The 19089-nt window shown below is 54.8% G+C and carries 18 protein-coding genes and 1 pseudogene; 6 read left to right on the top strand and 13 right to left on the bottom strand.

Annotated elements, in window-relative coordinates; translation table 11 throughout:
• Positions 1-105: 105 nt before the first annotated feature.
• From lptB to B2U47_RS15635, 5 genes are read right to left on the bottom strand one after another with little or no spacing between them, the layout of a single operon-like run.
• The gene (gene lptB / locus B2U47_RS15655; protein WP_296675089.1) at positions 106-831 is read right to left on the bottom strand and encodes an LPS export ABC transporter ATP-binding protein; all 726 of its coding nucleotides are present in this window, start codon (positions 829-831) and stop codon (positions 106-108) included.
• A complete protein-coding gene (lptA, locus tag B2U47_RS15650) occupies positions 831-1343 on the bottom strand; it encodes a lipopolysaccharide transport periplasmic protein LptA (RefSeq protein WP_296675035.1) in 513 nt (170 codons plus the stop codon). The genes lptB and lptA overlap by 1 nt, the downstream gene beginning before the upstream one ends.
• Positions 1312-1875, bottom strand: a complete 564-nt coding sequence (lptC, locus tag B2U47_RS15645) for an LPS export ABC transporter periplasmic protein LptC (RefSeq protein WP_296675038.1) — start codon at positions 1873-1875, stop codon at positions 1312-1314. The genes lptA and lptC overlap by 32 nt, the downstream gene beginning before the upstream one ends.
• Positions 1872-2423 (bottom strand): 3-deoxy-manno-octulosonate-8-phosphatase KdsC, encoded by a 552-nt coding sequence (kdsC, locus tag B2U47_RS15640; RefSeq protein ID WP_296675041.1) that lies wholly within the window; start codon positions 2421-2423, stop codon positions 1872-1874. The genes lptC and kdsC overlap by 4 nt, the downstream gene beginning before the upstream one ends.
• Positions 2423-3400, bottom strand: a complete 978-nt coding sequence (locus tag B2U47_RS15635; protein ID WP_296675044.1) for a KpsF/GutQ family sugar-phosphate isomerase — start codon at positions 3398-3400, stop codon at positions 2423-2425. The genes kdsC and B2U47_RS15635 overlap by 1 nt, the downstream gene beginning before the upstream one ends.
• Before the next feature lie 125 nt (positions 3401-3525).
• Between B2U47_RS15635 and B2U47_RS15630 the strand changes: the two genes are divergently transcribed.
• Positions 3526-4062, top strand: a complete 537-nt coding sequence (locus B2U47_RS15630) for a hypothetical protein (protein WP_296675047.1) — start codon at positions 3526-3528, stop codon at positions 4060-4062.
• A 9-nt stretch (positions 4063-4071) separates the two neighbouring features.
• Here B2U47_RS15630 and B2U47_RS15625 read toward each other — a convergent pair whose 3' ends face one another.
• The 4 genes from B2U47_RS15625 to B2U47_RS15610 all read right to left on the bottom strand — a co-directional run bounded on the left by B2U47_RS15625 (position 4072) and on the right by B2U47_RS15610 (position 9047).
• Positions 4072-5379 carry a DUF2201 family putative metallopeptidase gene (locus B2U47_RS15625; RefSeq protein WP_296675050.1) on the bottom strand — a complete coding sequence of 436 codons (1308 nt, stop codon included), beginning with the start codon at positions 5377-5379 and terminating at the stop codon, positions 4072-4074.
• A complete protein-coding gene (locus B2U47_RS15620; protein ID WP_296675053.1) occupies positions 5372-6415 on the bottom strand; it encodes an AAA family ATPase in 1044 nt (347 codons plus the stop codon). Before B2U47_RS15620 ends, B2U47_RS15625 begins: the two co-directional genes overlap by 8 nt.
• A 97-nt stretch (positions 6416-6512) precedes the next feature.
• Complete coding sequence (locus tag B2U47_RS15615; protein ID WP_296675055.1) at positions 6513-7451, bottom strand: DUF4412 domain-containing protein; 939 nt, start codon at positions 7449-7451, stop codon at positions 6513-6515.
• Between the two features lie 3 nt (positions 7452-7454).
• Positions 7455-9047 carry an AAA family ATPase gene (locus B2U47_RS15610; RefSeq protein WP_296675058.1) on the bottom strand — a complete coding sequence of 531 codons (1593 nt, stop codon included), beginning with the start codon at positions 9045-9047 and terminating at the stop codon, positions 7455-7457.
• A 48-nt stretch (positions 9048-9095) separates the two neighbouring features.
• Here B2U47_RS15610 and mrcB point away from each other — a divergent pair, with 48 nt between their 5' ends.
• From mrcB to tsaB, 4 genes are read left to right on the top strand one after another with little or no spacing between them, the layout of a single operon-like run.
• Complete coding sequence (mrcB, locus tag B2U47_RS15605) at positions 9096-11528, top strand: penicillin-binding protein 1B (protein ID WP_296675060.1); 2433 nt, start codon at positions 9096-9098, stop codon at positions 11526-11528.
• Between the two features lie 5 nt (positions 11529-11533).
• Positions 11534-12082, top strand: a complete 549-nt coding sequence (locus B2U47_RS15600) for a tetratricopeptide repeat protein (RefSeq protein ID WP_296675064.1) — start codon at positions 11534-11536, stop codon at positions 12080-12082.
• A 13-nt stretch (positions 12083-12095) separates the two neighbouring features.
• Positions 12096-14033, top strand: a complete 1938-nt coding sequence (locus B2U47_RS15595; protein WP_296675067.1) for an ATP-dependent DNA helicase — start codon at positions 12096-12098, stop codon at positions 14031-14033.
• Positions 14014-14715, top strand: coding sequence for a tRNA (adenosine(37)-N6)-threonylcarbamoyltransferase complex dimerization subunit type 1 TsaB (tsaB, locus tag B2U47_RS15590; RefSeq protein WP_296675070.1), 702 nt, complete (start codon positions 14014-14016; stop codon positions 14713-14715). Before B2U47_RS15595 ends, tsaB begins: the two co-directional genes overlap by 20 nt.
• 86 nt (positions 14716-14801) lie before the next feature.
• On the opposite strand, the gene ung is transcribed toward tsaB, so the two are convergent.
• The 3 genes and pseudogenes from ung to cysZ form a co-directional block, all read right to left on the bottom strand.
• The gene (gene ung / locus B2U47_RS15585; RefSeq protein ID WP_296675073.1) at positions 14802-15506 is read right to left on the bottom strand and encodes a uracil-DNA glycosylase; all 705 of its coding nucleotides are present in this window, start codon (positions 15504-15506) and stop codon (positions 14802-14804) included.
• Positions 15503-15715 (bottom strand): annotated as a pseudogene (locus B2U47_RS15580) (PD-(D/E)XK nuclease domain-containing protein); the annotation flags it as partial. The gene ung and the pseudogene B2U47_RS15580, both read right to left, overlap by 4 nt.
• Positions 15716-15765: 50 nt before the next feature.
• Positions 15766-16494, bottom strand: coding sequence for a sulfate transporter CysZ (cysZ, locus tag B2U47_RS15575; RefSeq protein WP_296675076.1), 729 nt, complete (start codon positions 16492-16494; stop codon positions 15766-15768).
• A gap of 78 nt (positions 16495-16572) precedes the next feature.
• On the opposite strand from cysZ, the gene B2U47_RS15570 reads away from it, so the two are divergent.
• Complete coding sequence (locus B2U47_RS15570) at positions 16573-17196, top strand: NAD(P)H-dependent oxidoreductase (RefSeq protein WP_296675078.1); 624 nt, start codon at positions 16573-16575, stop codon at positions 17194-17196.
• A 49-nt stretch (positions 17197-17245) separates the two neighbouring features.
• Here the strand turns inward: B2U47_RS15570 and aceK are convergent, their stop codons facing one another.
• A complete protein-coding gene (gene aceK / locus B2U47_RS15565) occupies positions 17246-18991 on the bottom strand; it encodes a bifunctional isocitrate dehydrogenase kinase/phosphatase (RefSeq protein WP_296675081.1) in 1746 nt (581 codons plus the stop codon).
• Between the last annotated feature and the right edge of the window lie 98 nt (positions 18992-19089).

Below are 19089 nucleotides of genomic sequence, written 5' to 3'. Positions count from 1 at the left end.
CTTTGGCTGTCTGCCGTGTGTATGAAACCTCTATTCATGGTTTCATACTACTCCATTCATTTCGCGGTGCAAAGATGCGTTGGTCTGCGGAAATGTTGGGCGGGCTTAAAGTTTGAAGTTTTCACCCAGATAGACGCGACGGGCTTGTTCGTTATGGAGGATTTCGTCAGGTGTACCAGCCACCAGTATTTTGCCTTCGCTGAGGATGTAGGCGCGATGGCAAATGCCGAGGGTTTCACGCACATTGTGGTCGGTGATAAGGACACCGATGTTGCGGGCTACCAGATGACGGATGATTTTCTGGATTTCCAAGACGGAAATGGGGTCAACCCCGGCAAATGGCTCATCCAGCAGGATGAAGGCTGGTTCGGCTGCCAGTGCACGGGCGATTTCGGCGCGACGCCGTTCTCCACCGGACAGGCTGATGCCCTGGCTGTCGCGCAAGTGGGTAAGCTGGAATTCTTCCAGCAGGCTGTCAACCTTGTCTTGCCGTTGTGCTTGGCTGAGATCCTTGCGCATCTCCAGCACTGCCATGATGTTTTGGGCAACCGTCAGTTTGCGGAAAATACTGGCTTCCTGTGCCAGATAGCCGATACCTTCGCGGGCGCGTTCGTGCATGGCTGCACTGGTAATGTCCTTGTCGTTGAGTAGGACTTGTCCGCCGTCAGGCCCGACCAGCCCAACAATCATGTAGAAACAGGTGGTTTTGCCTGCGCCATTTGGCCCCAGCAAACCAACAACTTCGGCATTGTTGACGTGCAAATCCACACCTTTGAGGATTTGGCGTTTCTTGTAGCTTTTTTGCAGGTTGCGAGCTGCGAGGGTATTCATCATTCAGCTTTGTTGGTGGGGTAGAAAACCGCTGACACGCGGCCTGATTTGCCTGTGCCACCTGCTTTCAGTTGCCCGCTGTCAGGTAGGTATTCGATATGGTTGCTGGCGAAACGATCCTGATCCTGCATGAGCTCGGCATTGCCGGTCATGATCAAGCGTTTGTCCTTGACCAGATACTGGATGCTGCTGGCTTTGCCTTGCACCAGTTTGCCGTTGTCCATTTTCTGTTTGAGGCTGACGGGCGTGCCGGTGGCAACAATGCTGTGGATTTCGTTGCCGGGGGCGTTGATCTCGATGTGCGCAGCCAGAATTTCCAGTGTGCCCTGACGGATGATGACGTTACCGTCATAGGTGGCAGTGCCTGCTGCTTTGTCGAACACGGCAGAGTTGGCTTCAATCTGCACAACCTCTTCCACGTCAGACTTGAGTGCGTAAGCCGGAAGAGAAACGCTTGCCAGCAGCAAGCACAGTAGCCATTCATTGGTTGACTTGATAAGTTGAACGGACATTGGCATTGAATCTCAGTAAATTTTCGTCCAGTTTACCTGCCAGCCCGGTTGATTGCATAGTACCGGACGGGCTGGTGATGGAAACAGGCTCAGCGGTGAAGATTTCACGGCTTTGCATGTTGTAACTCAGGCGGGCTGTTTGCAGTCTGAATTCCTCTTGCTGGCCTGATGCCGGTTTTAGAACCTGTACGTTACCATCCAGTTCCGCGATGCGGGTGTTTTGGTCGATACGGGCTTCATCGGCGCGTAACTGGAGACGTTCGTCGGCAGTTTTGCCTTCTCCCCGGATTTGCGGAGCAATGATCAGGCTCTGTTTTTGTGCTTGCCAGTGGGACAGGTGGCGTCCTGCCAGTTCGTAGCTGACCGTACCATCGCTGGCAACAGCCATGACCGAGAAATCTGCCAGATAGTAGTCAATCTGGTCTTTTTCCATTGTCAAACGGCTGATGTCGGTTTGCCCAAGGTAATCTTCCAGTTGGGTAATCAGCAGGATGATGAGCAGAGCCGCTATCAGTGTCAGCAGGTGTTTCATGCCAGATAGCTTGCCAGCTTGGCTTGTAATTTGCCGTGGGCGTGCAGCAGCAATTCGCAGACTTCACGGGCTGCCCCACACCCGCCAGCGGTTTGCGTGACCCAGTGGGCGTGTTGCTTGACGTAGTAATGGGCATCATTGACGGCAATGGCGAACCCGACTTGCGTCATGACCGGCAGATCCACTACATCATCGCCGACGTAGGCAATGTTTTCCGGTTTGAGACCCGTCTGGGCAAGCAAATCTGCAAAGGCGGGGCGTTTGTCCCGGTAGCCTTGCCAAATGCGGTTGCGCGGTACTTTGAGGTTGTCGGCGCGGTGTAATACCAGTTCGGATTGCCGCCCGGTAATCAGCGCCATTTCCAGGCCACTTTCCAGCAACATGCGGATACCGTGCCCGTCTTTGGAATTGAAGGCTTTGTATTCTTCCCCCTGATTGTCGAAAAACAGGCTGCCATCAGTGAGTACCCCGTCGATGTCGAAAATGACCAGTTGGGTTGAACGGGCGCGTTGCAGTACAGCATCAGGAATAGTGTCAAAAGGGTACATCAGGCAATTCCAGCTCGTAAAAGATCATGCATGTGGATGATACCGGTAATGCGCCCAGTCTGCACGACCGGCAAAACGGTGATGGCGTGTGCCTGCATCTGGTTGAGGGCTTCCACTGCAAGGCTATCCGGTGCAATTTGTTGGCAATGGTGCGTCATCATGGCACTAATCGGTTGTTCTTGTAGGCTTTGCCCTTTTTCAAACGAGCGGCGCAAATCACCATCGGTGAAAATGCCTAGGAGTGTACCGTCATCGCGGGTAACGGCGGTCATCCCCATCTTTTTGCGGGTCATTTCCAGAATGGCTTGTTGCAGGCTGACCTCTGGGGTGACACGCGGAATCTGGTCGCCAGTATGCATGATGTCTCGCACGTGCACCAACAGACGTTTGCCCAGCCGTCCACCCGGGTGGGAGCGGGCGAAATCTTCGGCAGTAAAGCCTCGTACTTCCAACAGGGCAACAGCCAGCGCATCACCCATGACCAGGGCTGCCGTGGTGCTAGAGGTGGGTGCAAGCCCCAGTGGGCAGGCTTCCTTGTCCACGCCAGTGTCGATATGGAAATCGGCGGCCTGTGCCAGTGGCGAGGTCGGATTGCCTGTCATGGCAATGATGCGGACATCCAGACGGCGGATAACGGGGAGGATGGCGAGAATTTCTTCACTAGTACCGGAGTTTGACAAGGCAATGATGACATCACCATTGACGATCATGCCCAGATCACCGTGACTGGCTTCACCGGGGTGCAGGAAAAAGGCCGGAGTGCCAGTACTGGCAAGTGTTGCTGCAATCTTGTTGCCAATATGCCCGGATTTGCCCATGCCAGTGACGATGACGCGCCCTTTGCAGGCCAGAATGGCTTCGCAGGCGTGCAGGAAATCAGTGTCCAGCCGCTCTGGCAATGCGCTGAGTGCAGCAATTTCCGTGTCAATAACAGCTTTGGCCAGTGCCAACAGGTCGGTTGCTTTTCTGGAGATCATGCTGGTTGTTTCTTTAATCCTGTATAGAAAAATATTGTGCTTGTTTCACGTTATCTTCGATAAAAAACAATACTATAAAACGTTTCTTCATTTGGAAAAAAAGCGACAGGGAGTTCGGTTTTATCATGAATAAAGTAAATTTTTTGACTGTTGGATCTCGTGTTCTGTGGGGTGTTGCTGCGGGAGTGCTACTCTCGGGTTGTTCCTCGGTCAATGGCCTGTTGGGCAGCAACGGGTCACTGACGGCTGATCCGCAACAACTGGCTGATTATACAGCCAATCAGGAGGGGGTCTATCAGGAGTTGTTGAAGCTTTCCGGTTTGCAGGCAGAGCCGGTGAATAGTGCAGAATGGCAGCAGTTCATTTTGGCAGGTGTCCAACATGCGAATGATGAATGCGAACAGCAACTGGTTGATAAAAACACGGGCAACGCCCAAACCCGCCCGGTGATTCACAGCCTGCAACAGCAATATGCAGACAGGCTGATGGCTAACCAGTATGACAACAGGGTGGCGGCAATGACAGCAATCCAGGGTTATCGTGGTCTGTGTTTGCCGGGGAACATTGAAACCGCCATGCAACACCAGATACGCATCACCCAGCCCAGCAAGGGGATAGAGGGTGGCATGAACCTGATTCCACAAGTTGTGGCTGTGCCATAAGCGTCTGCTTCAGTTGAGCTGTACACGGGTTCCCCACGGTACTCTGGTTTTGCCCTTGACGAGCCAAATCACTGGGAAACTGGCTGGTAGCGTGGGGAATATCCCTTGTGCGTCGGTGAAATACACTAGGATGTCCGGTGGTTGATCCTGTTGTTGTATCCAGTCAAATACCGGGCGGAAATCGGTCGAGCCACCCCCCGGCATGTCTTGCGGTAGGGTGGCTTCTTCCCACGGCTCAAAACGTTGCGGAAAGCCTTGCACAATCTCGGCATCACAGGCCAGCAGCGTAACGGCAGCCCGCACTTGCCCCTTGATGGCGTTGATTTCCGACAGGCAATCCTGCAATTCCTTGTCTGTGACTGAACCACTCACATCCAGCGCCACCACCGCATTGATCTGGTGGCTTTTCAGCGTGGGGAAAATGGCCGGGTCGCCACGCCGGGAAGACGGGCGGGTGTAACTGTAATCATCACGGGCGACGGCGGTCATGTAATGTGCCAGCAGGGTGCGCCAGGGCAGACGCGGTTGCAGCAGTTCCTCCACCAGCCGTTTCATGATGCCGCTGAGCTTGCCTGCCTGTTGCGCTTGCTGGGCAGCGCCCGCCAGCCGTTGTTGCCATTGCACGCTGAGGTCGTCTGCTTCCTGCTGGTTCAGGGGGGGCGGGGGAGGTTCTCCGCTACCGTTGGCCTGTTCATCGAATTCCTGCTGCTGACTCGTGCCTTTGGAACCATCGCGCTGCTGTGGGGTGGTGTTGCTATCGGCATCTTTTGGCGGTGGTGGTTCCTCCTGCCGGTCACGGTTATCCAGCGGGTTTTCGCTGCTGTTCTGGCTGCCTTCGCTGGGGTTGTTTTCCTTGTCGTACAGGTGCTGGTCGAGGGTTTCGGTCATGTCATTGTCGCTGAGGAGCGGGTAAATCTCCTCGGCGGACATGCCGACGTATTCCTTCATCATGATCATGCCGGGAGGCGGTTTGAGGCCGTCTGCCAGCAGGATCGGGTTGATGGCGTAATCGCAGGCCAGATCCCAGCGGTGCTTGACGCGGTGCTGGCGGCGGGCGAAATGCGACAGGGCGCAATGCAGGGCTTCGTGGGCAAGTACAAACTGGGCTTCGTCAGTGAGCAATTCCTGCACATATTCGGGGTTGTAATAGAACTTGCGGGCATCCGTGCCGGTAGTGGGACACCAGGCCGGGTTGGCAGCCTGCAAGGGTAAGCGCAACACCAGTGCGCCCAGAAACGGCTTGTCGAGGATCAGTCTGGTGCGGGCGGCAACCAGCTTGTCTTCGATGGCTTTGAGGTCAAAGTTAGCATCAGTCATACAGCATAATGTCCCCGATCGACTGCGCCCACTGGGCAAATTCCGGGAGGGCAAAAATCTCGTCCCCAACTGCCCGCAGCATGTCAGATACCAGCATGACCCCCATTTCCTTGAGTGGAAAGGCTTTGGCGTAATTGAGGATGTGCCCGTAACTGCTGGCAGCATCGGCTGTACCACGGGCGCGGATGGCACGGCCTACCAGGGCGGAAGCAACGGCGTATTGCAAGTCCACTTCCTTGGGAGCCTTGATGTCTTCACCGCGCAGGATGGCGTCCAGATCAGGCATTTGGTCGAGGCTGTCGACGAAGGCTTTCAGCTCAATCCCCGCAGCCGGGCCAACACAGGCTTGCAACGTGCCCAGCAAGAGCGCAGGGGAATCGGCAAACTTTTGCAGGGCACGGTGGGCAAATTCCCATGAACGCGGGGTTGGGAAAGCTACCGGATTGTGTGCCGGGTCAAACTTGAACAATTGTTCCGGGCGGAAACGCAGGAAACCGATGATGCGTTCGTCGATGTTGTTTTTATAAGCCCATGCCACCCAGTCATCCAGGTTCAGGTCGACTTCAAAGTGGGAAAAGCGGTTAGCCAGCGGGGCAGGCATGGTGTACGTCACACCCCGGTCGCCTTGGCGGTTGCCTGCGGCGAAAATGGCCCAACCTTCCGGTACGCGGTAATCACCCAGTCGCCGATCCAGGATCAACTGGTAGGCGGCAGCCGATACGCTGGGAACGGCAGAAGTAATTTCATCCAGAAACAGGATGCCTTGTGTGCCGTGGCGCTGGGCATCCGGCAGCATGGACGGGATGGCCCATTCCACCATGCCCTGCTCACGGAAAGGGATGCCGCGCAGGTCGCTGGGTTCCATTTGCGACAGACGGATGTCGAGCACCGGGACATGATGACGTTGCCCGATTTGTGCCACGATCTGGGATTTGCCAACACCCGGAGGCCCCCACAGCATCACAGGTGTGTGGAAGCCCTGCAAGGTGCCGAGAAATTCTTTGTCGAGGATGGAACTGAGGTGCGCAGGCCGCATGGTGAATCCTTCATCTTGATAGTAATGGGGCAAGATGATAAAGGCAGGGTGCAGCAGTGCAAATACCCCCCTTCAGGGAAGGGGGGCACAAAGGAGGTTACTTAGCGGCTGGCGGTGCAGCTTCTGGTGCTGGTGAAGCAGCCGGAGCCTGAGCCGGTGCTGGTGCTGGATTGCCAGCAGGTGGTGCGCCTGCCGGAGCTGCTCCTGTCGGTGCAGGTGGGGCTGATTGCGCTGGCGGTGGTGGAGCAATGCTCGGTTCAAATACCGCATAGTCGGCTGGAACCTTGAAATCATCGTCTTTCAGCGCATCCTTGCTGATGCCGGTCAGCTCGCTGCGCGGGCCTTGCGGTAGCCCTTGAATGCGCAGTGCCAGCCCTTCCTTGTGGACAGCGGCAGAGCCTTCCGCAGGTGGGGTAATGCCTTGCACCTTGGCAGATTCGGCGGCAATGCCATCCATGTATTCAAACATAGTGACAAGCATCTGGTGGTCGCTGCTGTCCATGGCATCGCTGCCTGCGATACACACGTCACGTACAGCCTGGTCAGCCATTTTGACGGTGGAAATGGTGCAACTTATGTTCTGGACGGTTTCCTTGCGCTCGGTCTTTTCCATTTTCATGGCTGGCGGTGCAGCTTTCATGGCTTCTTCGGCCTGTTTCATGCGCTCTTCGATCACTTTGCGTTGATCTTCTGGCATGGAGGCCATTTGCTTTTTCATCTCTTCCTTGAACTGGTTTTGCATTTCAACCACTTTGCTCATGCGTTCACGGATTTTGTCCGGTGTGGTTTCGATGAACTGCTTGGTCTTGGTGTTGACCGTGAAGAGGGCTTTCTTGCCATTGTCATACAGGGTATAGATGCCGCTGTCGGCTTCTTCCATACGTACCTTGTCGCCATGAATCTGGATGACGGTCTTGCGTTCCTGTGGGCCAACACCCGTATCGGTGTAGGTCAGTTTGGTATCAGCAAAAGTCACTGTGGAAAGGCCGACCGAGAGTGTTGCCAGCCAGCGTAATGATGTTGGATTGAAATGCATTTTTTACTCCTGATTGCTTCGCAGGCGCTGTAAGCGTGCCAATATTGTGTCGGTTGGTAAACACCCGCTGGTGGGAACTGTTACACAAGGTTCGTCTGCCTGCAATGGTTTGTAAGTGGCTAATTGTTTGTGCAGTACAGCAATATCGGCGTCGGAAGCGTCAGTATTGGCCTGCTGGCGGCGCAGGATATTGCTTTCCAGTTGTGCCTGCGAACCGCTGAAATGCAGGATCAGGAAAGCCACCCGCTGCTGTTGTGCCAGTGCCTGGAATGACTGGCGTTGTTCCCGGTGCAGGAACGTCGCATCTACCACCACCGGATAGCCGCTGCGAAGAATGTCGGCTGCCAGTGTTGCCAGCCGTGCATAGGTACGCTGACTCATGTCACTGCTGTAAATGCCCGTATCTGGCTTGCCAGTATCGCGTTCAGTCGCTGCCATGCTGGCAAGGCGTTTGCGTTCCACGTCGGAACGTATCTGGATGAAACCGAGCGTTTCCACCAGTTGGCGACAGCCTCTCGATTTACCGGAGCCGCTCAGCCCGTGGGTAATTAGTAGGGCAGGCTGTCTGGCATGGGTGTAACTTTCCGCAAGTTGCAAATAGGCCTGGCAGTGATGGATGGTGGTGTGGCGTTCAGTCGGATCGGTTTGTTGGGCAAGGCGTAGGGCGTTGACTTTGGCACGAACCAGCGCCCGGTAAACCCGGTAAAAATCCAGCACCTGTAGCAAGCTGTAATCACCACTGATTTCCAGATAAATATTCAGCAAACGCCGGGCGTGTTCAGAAGCGTTACGATCCTGCAAGTCCATGACCAAAAAGGCTATTTCGCTGGCAGTATCAATCCAGCGCAGGTCGTCATTGAATTCGATACCATCGAAAATGGTGATTTTGCCTGCAACCAGGGCTATATTCCCCAGGTGCATGTCACCGTGGCAAGCGCGGATGTGCTTGTCCTGTTTGCGTTGCAGCAGGGTGGTGTATAGGCGGGAATATGTCTGTTGTGTCCAGTTTTCCAGTGTGTCCAGTTGCTTCAGCAAATCAGGCTCTTGCAGGTGCTGACGCAAGAGGTCGAAATTTTGTTGCATGGGGCGTAATACCTGTTCCGGCAAGCCGAAGCGACTGTCAGTTGGGGCGGTTTCGATGCCCTGATGGAAGCTGGCAATCTGGCTGGCAAGCGCGTCGATACAGGTGGCTGGTAAAGCGTGTTTGGTTAGAAGCTGATCCAGTTGTTGCTCCGGGTTGAACTGACACATTTTGACTGTATATTCGGCTATGTGAGGATCATCCTCGGGCGTGTCGGTTGTGCCTAAATGACAAATATTGCCCATGCGTAAAATAGGCAGGACTTCCAGGTACAATTCGGGGGCAAGGCGGCGATTGAGGCGTAATTCTTCCTCACAGAAATGTTTCCGCTCAGCCAATTGTGTAAAATCCAAAAAGCCGAAGTTGACAGGCTTTTTTATCTTGTAAGCGAACTCGCCAGTCAGGAAAACGGTCGATATGTGCGTGTGGATTACTTGTATAGTATGCACAGGATGAGGATAAAATGCGGGGTTGCGCATCGACTCCAGCAGGGTGTCAGAGATTTCAAGGGACATGAAGTACCTCGTCGTGGCCTGAAAATACAATCATAGCAGGAAACTAACTTGAGTCAGGAAGCTGGTCAGGAAACACAACAGGAATCGTTTTTTACGCGATTTTTCAAGGGATTATGGTTTGTTTTGGCCTTGTTTGGTCGCGTGTTCCGTATTCTGTTCCTTGTAGTACTGGTATTGGGGTTGCTGGTAGGGTTGGTCTACACCATGCAACTGGATGAAAAGGTGCGTGCCCAGTTTGAAGGGCGGCGCTGGGAGTTGCCTGCGCGGGTGTTTGCCCGCCCGCTGGACATGTACGAAGGCCAGCAGGTGTTTGCTGACCATCTGGAACAGGAAATGAAGCTGTTGGGGTATCGCAAGGTCGATGAACCCATCGAAACAGGGCAATATCGCCGCAAGGGCGATGATTTCATGATCAATACCCGAGGGTTCCGCTTTGCTGATGACATGGAACCTGCCCGCAGTGTCAAAATTAACATTCAGAGTGGCAAGATTGCTTCACTCGGCTACTCGGATGGCAAAAGTCCTCTGAACCTGATGCGGTTGGAACCGGTACTGATCGGCAATTTCTACCCACGCCACAACGAAGATCGGGTACTGGTCAAGCAGTCGGATGTTTCTCCTTTGCTGATCCGGGGTCTGCTGGCGGTTGAAGACAAGAAATTCTACGAACACCAAGGGGTCAACCCGTTGGCAATCGGGCGGGCGGTGATTGCCAACCTCAAGGCAGGGCACACGGTGCAGGGTGGTAGTACCCTGACCCAGCAATTGGTGAAAAACTTCTACCTGACCAATGAACGTAGCTGGCAGCGCAAGCTCAAGGAAGCCATGATGGCTTTCCTGCTGGAACTGCATTACGACAAGAAAGACATCCTCGAAGCCTATCTGAACGAAATCCATCTGGGGCAGGACGGCGACCGTGCCATCCATGGCTTTGGGCTGGCAGCACAGTTCTATTTCAACCGGCAGGTCATTGAGTTGAAATCTGACCAGATTGCCTTGCTGATTGGCCTTGCCAAAGGTGCTGGTTACTACGACCCGCGCCGTTTCCCTGAGCGGGCACTGGAGCGTCGCAATCTGGTGTTGCAGGTCATGTATCAGGAACAGGTGATTGATCAGGCTGAATATGCTAATGCCATTCAGCGCCCGCTGGGAGTGAGCGAAGCCAAACCTTCCGGGGCTTCACCGTTCCCGGCCTATCTCGATCTGGTACGTCAGCAGTTGCAGCGTGACTACAAGGAAGAAGATGTTCGCAGTGCCGGTCTGATGATTTTCACCGCAATGGATCCCATTGTGCAGTTGACCGCAGAAGCCATTTTGCAAAAACGGGTGGCGCAACTGGAACGCTCCCAAGGGATCAAAAAAGGCAAATTGAATGGTGCACTCATCGTCAGCAGTACCCAGGGCGGGGAGGTTATGGCGCTGGTGGGTAGCCGCGATGTGCGTTACGCCGGTTACAACCGGGCGCTGACAGCCCAGCGGCAGATTGGCTCGCTGGTCAAGCCTGCTATTTATCTGGCAGCACTGGAAAACAAGCAGAAATACAATCTGGGAACCCGCATCAGTGATGGCCCAGTCACGGTCAAGATTGACAGGAACAAGTACTGGCAACCCGGCAACTATGATCAGAGTCATATGGGGTATGTCACTGTGCTGAAAGCCCTGACTCTGTCACGCAATACCCCGGCAGTACGGATCGGGGTGGATGTAGGCCTGGACAAGGTGATCAACACCTTGCATGGGCTGGGTGTCAGCACCAAAATTCCCGAGTACCCTTCCATCCTGCTGGGGGCATTGGAAATGGCTCCCATTGACGTGCAGCAAATGTACCAGACCATAGCCTCGGGTGGTTCTTATTCGCCGCTGAAAGCCATTCGCAGTGTCATGAATCTGCAAGGCAAGGTGCTGACCCGTTATCCCCTGACGGTACAGCAGGTCGCTAACCCCGAAGCAGTTGATTTGCTTACCTATGCCTTGCATCGGGTAACGGTGGAAGGGACAGCGAAAGAGTTGTCTAGTGTGCTGCCTGGCTGGAAAAAGGTCGCCGGTAAAACCGGTACAACCAACGATAAGAAAGATAGCTGGTTTGCCGGTTTCTCTGGGCAACACGTTGTTACCGTTTGGGTAGGGCGGGATGACAACAAGCCGACCAACATGACGGGTGGTACTGGTGCATTGAAAGTGTGGGCAGACCTGTTCCGGGTGTTGCCAACCAAGCCATTGCAGAATAATTCCTCCCGGTTGGTATGGGTAGACATTGACCCAACCAGTGGTTTGCGTGCCAACCCTGCGTGTGGAACGGCAGTATCCACGCCATTTATCAAGGGAACCCAGCCGCAGAAAACCCATTACTGTGCGCCGCCGCCTGAAGCTGTGCCAGCAGGCGGCGTGCCTGTGGAAGGAGCACCAACCGGAGTACCCGCCCCTAGTGGTGCTCCTGCGCCCCGAAATCCATCCAGTTGGATTGATAACTTGATGCAATAAAGCCTATGAAAATGAAACTGAACAATTATTCCACCTGGCTGTTTGTCCTGGCTGGCAGCAGCCTGTTGTCTGCTTGTACCCCTAATCCGAATGTCTTGCCCGAGCGCGTGCAGGCCGGGCGACCGGTAGCACCCGCTACAACTTATGTACAAACTCGCCCTGCCGTACCGGTAGTGCCTGTGCAGAAGCCAGCACCGGTTAGCCGTACTTTGCCGTTGCCCAAGGAGTCTGCTCCGGTAGTTGAAGTGCTGCAACACCGTCAGGGGGATAGCCCGCTACAACAGCAAGGTGAGCCGGAAGTTCTTGAAGTCAAACCTTCCGCTAGATATGACGCCTCTCCAGCGGTGCGTGCCCTGATCAAACAGGCAGATACCGAAATTGACCAAGGGAAATTGGCAACTGCCACCGCTACGGTTGAGCGTGCCTTGCGTATCGAGTCTGACAACCCTGATTTGTGGCTGAAGCTAAGCGAGTTGCACAAGCGACAGGGTAACGACCAGCAGGCTGCCAGCATGGCGAGCAAGGCTGAGTACTATCAATCGCAACTCCGTTAGTACTGTTGCCGATATGCAGCCTGAACTGGAAATGGTCGATTTGCTGGGCGAGGCAGGCCCTTTCGCTCGCCTGATTGATGGTTTCCAGGCACGCCCGCAGCAGCAATCCATGCTGACGGCAGTGCAGGCAACCCTGCAAACGCAGGGCACTGCCGTGATTGAAGCCGGTACGGGGGTGGGCAAAACCTTTGCTTACCTCGCCCCGGCCTTGCTATGCGACGAGCGCGTGATCATTTCCACCGGCAGCAAAACCCTGCAAGACCAGCTTTACCACAAGGATTTGCCGCTGGTGCGCAAGGCGCTGAAAAGTGCCAGCAAAACCGCCCTGCTCAAGGGTCGTGCCAATTACCTGTGTATCCACCGTCTCAACACCACGCTGGCGGAAGGTCGTTTGCCCGACCGCAAGAGTGTCACCTGGCTGAAACGTATCCGCGATTGGTCGGAACTGACCAGTAAGGGTGATATTGCCGAGCTGTCTGCCGTGCCGCATGACGCTGAAATCTGGGCGCGGGTCACATCCACTACTGAAAATTGCCTGGGTGCGGAGTGTGGCGACTATCAGGACTGCTACGTGGTCAAAGCCCGCCGTGCTGCGCAGGAGGCTGATCTGGTAGTGGTCAACCATCACCTGTTTTTTGCTGACATGGCGCTCAAGGAAGAAGGCTTCGGCGAACTGCTGCCACTGGCGAATGTGGTGGTGCTGGACGAAGCCCACCAGTTGCCGGAAATCGCTTCCAGCTTTTTCAGCGACACCCTCAGTAGCCGCCAGTTACACGACTGGAAACGCGACACATTGGTGGAGGTGCTGGAAAGTGCCTCCGACATGCCGCAATTGCGCGAATTCCTCGACAAGCTGGAAAAGTCGGTGCTGGATTTGCGGCTGGCAATGGATATACCGGGGCAACGTGCACCGTGGATACGCCTGCGCAACAAACCCGCCATTATCGAGCATTTGCAGACCCTGCAAGACAGCATGGAAGAACTGGCAGCCTTGCTGGCACACGCCGCCGAGCGCAGCAAGGGCTTGCAGTCCTGCTATGAGCGTTTGCAGGAACAGCAGGCGCGGCTGCAACGCTTGCACAATCCTCCCCCCGACACGGTGCAATGGTTTGAAACCTTCACCCGTGGGTTTGCGATTACCACCACGCCGCTGGATGTCGCCGTGCCGTTCAAGAAGTGCATGGATGAATTGCCGTGTAGCTGGGTGATGACCTCGGCTACGCTGGCGGTAGGGCAGTCGTTTGAGCATTTCAGCCAGCGTATGGGGCTGGATCAGGCCACTACCCTGCAACTCGACAGCCCGTTTGATTACTGGCGCAATTCGTTGCTGTACCTGCCTGCCGGGTTGCCGGAGCCGCAAGATGGCGGGTTTGTGGCGGCGCTGGTGGAGGCGGCGATTCCGGTGATCAATGCCTGTGGCGGGCGTACCTTCATGCTGTTCACCAGCTACCGAGCCCTGAATGAAGCGGCGGAATTGTTGCAGGAGCGGATCGAATATCCGCTACTGATCCAGGGTGAATCACCGCAGCGTGACATGATTGAGCGTTTCCGCGATCTCGGCAATGCGGTGCTGCTGGGGACGGCAAGTTTCTGGGAAGGCGTGGATGTGCGCGGTGAAGCCTTGAGTTGTGTGATCATCGACAAGCTACCGTTTGCTGCCCCCAATGACCCGGTGATGGAAGCGCGGCTGGATGCAATCCGCCAGCGCGGCGGTAATCCGTTTGCCGAATACCAGATTCCGCAGGCAGTGATTACCCTCAAGCAGGGTGTCGGGCGCTTGATCCGTGACCAAAGTGACCGGGGGGTGCTGATGATTTGTGATGTCCGTCTGCGTACCCGCAGTTACGGAAAAATTTTCCTCGACAGCTTGCCGCGTATGCCGCGTACTCAGAAGCTGGAGATTGTAGAACGGTTTTTTGCTGGAACCCTGAATGAAACTGCTAGCGCTTGATACATCAACCGAAGCCTGTTCTGCCGCCGTTTATGCGGATGGTGCAACCTTCAGCGAATTTGAACTGACGCCACGGGCGCATACCCAACTGATCCTGCCGATGGTGGACAAGGTGCTGTCAGCGGCTGGCCTGCGCTTGCAGGATGTGGATGCGATTGCCGTCGGGCGTGGGCCGGGGGCGTTCACCGGCATCCGCATTGGCATTGGGGTGGCGCAAGGCTTGGCAATGGCGGCGGACAAGCCGGTGATCCCGGTTTCCACGCTAGCGGCGTTGGCGCAGCAGGTATACGTGCAGCACGGTACAACCCAGGTGCTGGCAGCGCTGGATGCCCGCATGGGTGAAGTTTACTGGGGGCAATACGCCATGCAGTCCGGGTTGATGGTATTGCAAGGGGCGGAGCAGGTTTGTGCACCAGCCGATACGCCAGTACCGGAAACTGAGGGTTGGTTTGCCATCGGGCATGGTTGGTCAGCTTATGCCGAGGCTTTGCAGGTACGCTTTGCCGACAAAATTGTTGGAACAGACACAGACTCCCTGCCTGCTGCCGAATTCATGTTGCCGCTGGCGGTTGAGGCATGGCGAGCGGGCAGGGCGGTGCTGCCGGAAAATGCCCAGCCGGTTTACCTGCGCAACAAGATTGCCCTGACGACGCAGGAACGCATAGCAGGATTGTCTAATTGAGAAATGAGCTTGAACGGCATGAAAGCCAGATATTGCTGCATGGATGCGGCACTTCTAAACATTAACATGCCAACACTACACAGGTTTCATACCAGCTTTGGGGTTTGTTCTGGTGCAGGCAGCGCCCAATTGACCGGCGTCCTGCCATTGGCTTGCAAAAACGCATTGGTGCGGGAAAACGGACGGCTGCCAAAAAAGCCACGTCGTGCCGACAAGGGTGACGGGTGCGCACTGGTAATGATGCAATGACGGCTGCCGTCAATCAGATCCGCCTTCTTCTGCGCATGATTGCCCCACAGGATAAATACCACGGGTTGGGCTTGGGCACTAACGGCCTGGATGATGCTATCGGTGAAGGTTTCCCAACCGCGTTTCTGATGACTGCCCGCATTGCCTGCTTCCACCGTCAGTACGGTATTGAGCAATAAAACACCCTGCCCTGCCCATGCTTGCAAGCAGCCGGTATGGCTGTTGTCGATGCCGAGGTCGTCTTGCAATTCGCGGTTGATATTGAGCAGCGAACGCGGCAAAGGGCTAACGTGAGCTTGCACCGAAAACGCCAGACCGTGGGCATGACCCGGCGTGGGGTAGGGGTCTTGACCGAGAATGACCACCTTGACCTGTTCCAGCGGCGTGCTTTGCAGTGCGTTGAAGCGCTGTTCCGCAGGCGGCAGGATCAGTTTCCCAGCAGCGGCTTCGGCTTGCAGGAACTGGTTCAGGGTGAGCATGTAGGGTTTGGTGAACTCTGCGCCGATGACGCTCTGCCAGAAGTCAGCCGTGCTGGAATTCATCCCTGTTCTACCTCAAAGCCAACGATATTGCGCGATGCCTTGCCCTTTGGTGCGATTTCCACCACTTTGAACTCGAAGATATAGATCTGGCGGTTGAACTTCAGGGTCATGTCAATGCGCCCCAGATTGGTGATGTCTTCCAGCGTCATAGCCAGACCCAATGCGGCAAAGTAGGAGTAAAACACCGATGTGTAATAACCTTCGTAGTTCTAGATGTCATTATTGCAGCCAAACCCCATTTCATTGATGTGATGATGCACTAGACGGTTTTTGAGAGTTTTTTCACCCACAGTGCTGTGCCACCTGCTACTCCCACCGGCATTGACAGGAAATTCAGCACGGGCACTACCGTCATCAACGACAGCAGCCAGCCAAATCCCAAGGCTTCCGCACGGTTTTTCTTCAATGCTGCCAGCTCATCCTTGAAAAACAGGTTGTGGTTGCCCATCGGGTAGTCGGCGTATTCAATCGCCAACATCCACGCGCCGAATAGTGTCCACGCTACCGGTGCGACGATGTTCACGCCCGGAATCACGGTCAGGATCAGCAGCAGCACGAACCATTTCCCCATGTACCACAGTTTGCTGAGTTCGCTGCGGAAGGTGCGGGTGATCAGCGCGGGCAGGCTTTTGTACCCGGCAAACTCGGGGATGGGTTGCCCATTCAGACGGGCTTCGACCTTTTCCGCCAGTACCGCATTGAAAGGGGCGGCAAGAATGTTGGCAACGAGGGTGAACACATAAAACACCACAAAGAAAATCAGTACCGCAAAGATTGGCCACAGCAGCCATTCCAGCCAGCTCAACCAGCTTGGCAGCAGGTGCGCCATCCAGTATTCCAGTTGCGACTTTGCCAGCCAGATGCCGCCAGCAAACAGCACCGTGTTGATCAGCAGCGGAACCAGCACAAACGGGCGGATACCTTTTTGCGTAATGAGCGATAGCCCGGTGAAGATGTAACCAAAACCTTTGAACAATCCCGTTATCATTCTACCTGTTTCCATGTGTGACGCTTGGCTATACTGTAGCGCATTTACCAGACTGGTTTAAGTTAAGGAGTTTTAACCATGCAGCCATTCCTGCAAGCGATGAATTTTCGCCATGCCTGCAAGAAATTCGACCCGCAGCAGAAGATTGCCGAGGCTGATTTCCAGCAGATTCTGGAATTCGGACGTTTGTCGCCGTCTTCCTTTGGTATGGAGCACTGGCGTTTCGTGGTAGTGCAAACCCCGGAACTGCGCGAGAAACTGCGTGAGCAATGCTGGAACCAGCCACAGATTACCGACAGCAGCCATGTGATGGTGATTCTGGCGAAAAGCGCAGCGGTAGAACCGGGCAGTACTTACGTGAAGCAACTGTTCGGTCGGCGTGGCTTGCCAGTCGAGGCGGAACAGGCGTATCTGGAGCGTTATGCGGCTCACAATGCCAGCGAAATTGCCCCGTATATGAACACGTTTGCATGGGCTTCCAAACAGTGCTACATCGCGCTTGCCAACATGATGACCGGTGCTGCCAGTCTGGGGATTGATTCCTGCCCGATTGAAGGTTTCTCCAAAGCCGGGGTAGAGGAAGTGCTGGGGGTGGATACAGCGCAATACGGTGTGGCGGTGGTGGTGGCATTCGGCTACCGTGCAGGGGAGCAGACCTCACGCCTGCGCCAGCCGCTAGCGGAACTGGTTGAATACCGCTGATGACGCCTAGCTGCCGGGACATGCGCCCGGCAGTGGCTGGTGTAACATTTCAGCGTTTGAAGCGTAGCTCTTGCGGGTAGGGGAAAACGTCTTCGTACTCGCCAGCCTTGATCTTGTCCTGTTTGCCTTTCCAGTAGCGGTAATCCAGCAAATCGCGGTGATACTTGAGGAAAATCTTGCGAATTTTCGGTGTCGCCAGCAGGAATGTGCCGAATTCTTCCGGGAACACATCGTTCGGCTCCACCGAGTACCACGGTTCAGAACTGAATTCGTCTTCCGGGAAGCGTGGGGGGGGGATCTTGCGGAAGTTGCATTCCGTCATGTAGGTAATTTCGTCATAGTCGTAGAACACCACCCGTCCCAGTTGTGTAACCCCGAAGTTCTTGTAAAGGAAATCGCCTGGGAAGATATTCGCGCCCGCCAGTTGTTTGATGGCAGTACCATAATCCTCGATGACGCGCTCTAGGGTTTCATCGTCGGCTGTTTCGATGAAAATGTTCAGCGGGATCATGCGCCGTTCCAGATAGATGTGGTGGAAGATAATGTTGCCGTTTTCATGCTTGATGCTGCTGGCACAGGTATCCTGCAATTCCTGTAACAACGTCGGGTTGAAACGTTCAACAGGCAGGGACACATTGGAGTATTCCAGCATGTCTGCCATGCGCCCTACACGGTCATGGCGCTTGACCAACTGGTATTTTTCCTCGACGACCTGACGGCTGAACTCTTTCTGTGGGGCGAACTTGTCCTTGATGATCTTGAACACGTAAGGGTAGGACGGCAGAGTAAACACCATCATCACCATCCCGCGAATCCCCGGTGCAATCACAAACTGGTCGCTGGAATGTTTCAAATGGTGCAGAAAGTCGCGGTAAAACGCCGATTTGCCCTGTTTGTGCAGACCGATGGCGGAATACAGTTCCGACATGTTGCGGCGTGGCATCAGCTTTTGCAGGAAAGTGGTCACGGCAGACGGAACCTGATGTTCCATCATGAAATACGCTTGTGAATAGCTGAAGACCACCGAAAGCTGCTTTTCTCCCCAGATCAGCGCATCAATGTATAACCCGCCCTGTTCATTGTTGAGGATAGGTAGGGCAAAGGCGACTTCCTCGCGCCCGTTGATCATGCGCCCGACAAGGTACGCAGCCTTGTTGCGGAAAAACGCATGGCGAATGACCGAAAGCTGGAAATTCAGTTGGGCTTTGCGCTTGGTGCGCCCCGGATAGTATTTGACGATGGCGCGGTAAATGTTGCGCAAGTCACGTTCCAGATTTTCAAAGGGCAGGGTGAAACCGGCATTGTGCAGGATGCTGATAATGGCTTCACGCAGGCCGGTAGTGCCGGGGTAATAGGCAACGTAGCTGGTTTCTTCAGAATCAATATGTTCGGTGGAAATCGAACTGCGCATGAAAATGTATTGGTTGTTGTAATACTGGATCGGGAACTGGCGACAGAAAACCGAGGTATAGAAGGTTTCTGCCAGTTCCGGCTGTGGGTGATCCAGCAACATGCGCATGTAGCAGTATTTGACTTCCCGCCACAAATCCGGGTCGATAGTTTTGATCTGGTAGAGGTCGCGGATCAGGGTCATGGTTTCTGCAATACGCTGATCGTACAGCACGATGCGTTCGCGGGAAGCCAGTTGCACGGCAAACCAGTCAGCATCCTCGAAACGCTGGCGAGCCCCTGCGGTAATCCGCTGAAAAATTTCAAAGTGCCGATTGAAACCTTGCAGGATGGTGGTGGCAATGCCACGTGCAAGCGGATTGATCTGCAAAGCCTGTTCTGCCATACCCTGTGATCCAACAAAGCCAAGAAAAGAGGTCAAAATATTACAGGAATATTTATGTGCGCAGCAACAAAGGTATCATCACCGGGTGTGACCGGAAG

The sequence above is a fragment of the Thiothrix sp. UBA5583 genome (assembly GCA_002425225.1).
Taxonomy (GTDB): domain Bacteria; phylum Pseudomonadota; class Gammaproteobacteria; order Thiotrichales; family Thiotrichaceae; genus Thiothrix; species Thiothrix moscowensis.
This window is presented reverse-complemented; position numbering and strand designations above follow the sequence as displayed.

Coding starts and splice junctions, on each gene's coding strand:
- lptB (WP_296675089.1), bottom strand. CDS start 831: ATGAATACCCTCGCAGCTCGCAACCTGCAAAAAAGCTACAAGAAACGC.
- lptA (WP_296675035.1), bottom strand. CDS start 1,343: ATGTCCGTTCAACTTATCAAGTCAACCAATGAATGGCTACTGTGCTTG.
- lptC (WP_296675038.1), bottom strand. CDS start 1,875: ATGAAACACCTGCTGACACTGATAGCGGCTCTGCTCATCATCCTGCTG.
- kdsC (WP_296675041.1), bottom strand. CDS start 2,423: ATGTACCCTTTTGACACTATTCCTGATGCTGTACTGCAACGCGCCCGT.
- B2U47_RS15635 (WP_296675044.1), bottom strand. CDS start 3,400: ATGATCTCCAGAAAAGCAACCGACCTGTTGGCACTGGCCAAAGCTGTT.
- B2U47_RS15630 (WP_296675047.1), top strand. CDS start 3,526: ATGAATAAAGTAAATTTTTTGACTGTTGGATCTCGTGTTCTGTGGGGT.
- B2U47_RS15625 (WP_296675050.1), bottom strand. CDS start 5,379: ATGACTGATGCTAACTTTGACCTCAAAGCCATCGAAGACAAGCTGGTT.
- B2U47_RS15620 (WP_296675053.1), bottom strand. CDS start 6,415: ATGCGGCCTGCGCACCTCAGTTCCATCCTCGACAAAGAATTTCTCGGC.
- B2U47_RS15615 (WP_296675055.1), bottom strand. CDS start 7,451: ATGCATTTCAATCCAACATCATTACGCTGGCTGGCAACACTCTCGGTC.
- B2U47_RS15610 (WP_296675058.1), bottom strand. CDS start 9,047: ATGTCCCTTGAAATCTCTGACACCCTGCTGGAGTCGATGCGCAACCCC.
- B2U47_RS15600 (WP_296675064.1), top strand. CDS start 11,534: ATGAAAATGAAACTGAACAATTATTCCACCTGGCTGTTTGTCCTGGCT.
- B2U47_RS15595 (WP_296675067.1), top strand. CDS start 12,096: ATGCAGCCTGAACTGGAAATGGTCGATTTGCTGGGCGAGGCAGGCCCT.
- tsaB (WP_296675070.1), top strand. CDS start 14,014: ATGAAACTGCTAGCGCTTGATACATCAACCGAAGCCTGTTCTGCCGCC.
- ung (WP_296675073.1), bottom strand. CDS start 15,506: ATGAATTCCAGCACGGCTGACTTCTGGCAGAGCGTCATCGGCGCAGAG.
- cysZ (WP_296675076.1), bottom strand. CDS start 16,494: ATGATAACGGGATTGTTCAAAGGTTTTGGTTACATCTTCACCGGGCTA.
- B2U47_RS15570 (WP_296675078.1), top strand. CDS start 16,573: ATGCAGCCATTCCTGCAAGCGATGAATTTTCGCCATGCCTGCAAGAAA.
- aceK (WP_296675081.1), bottom strand. CDS start 18,991: ATGGCAGAACAGGCTTTGCAGATCAATCCGCTTGCACGTGGCATTGCC.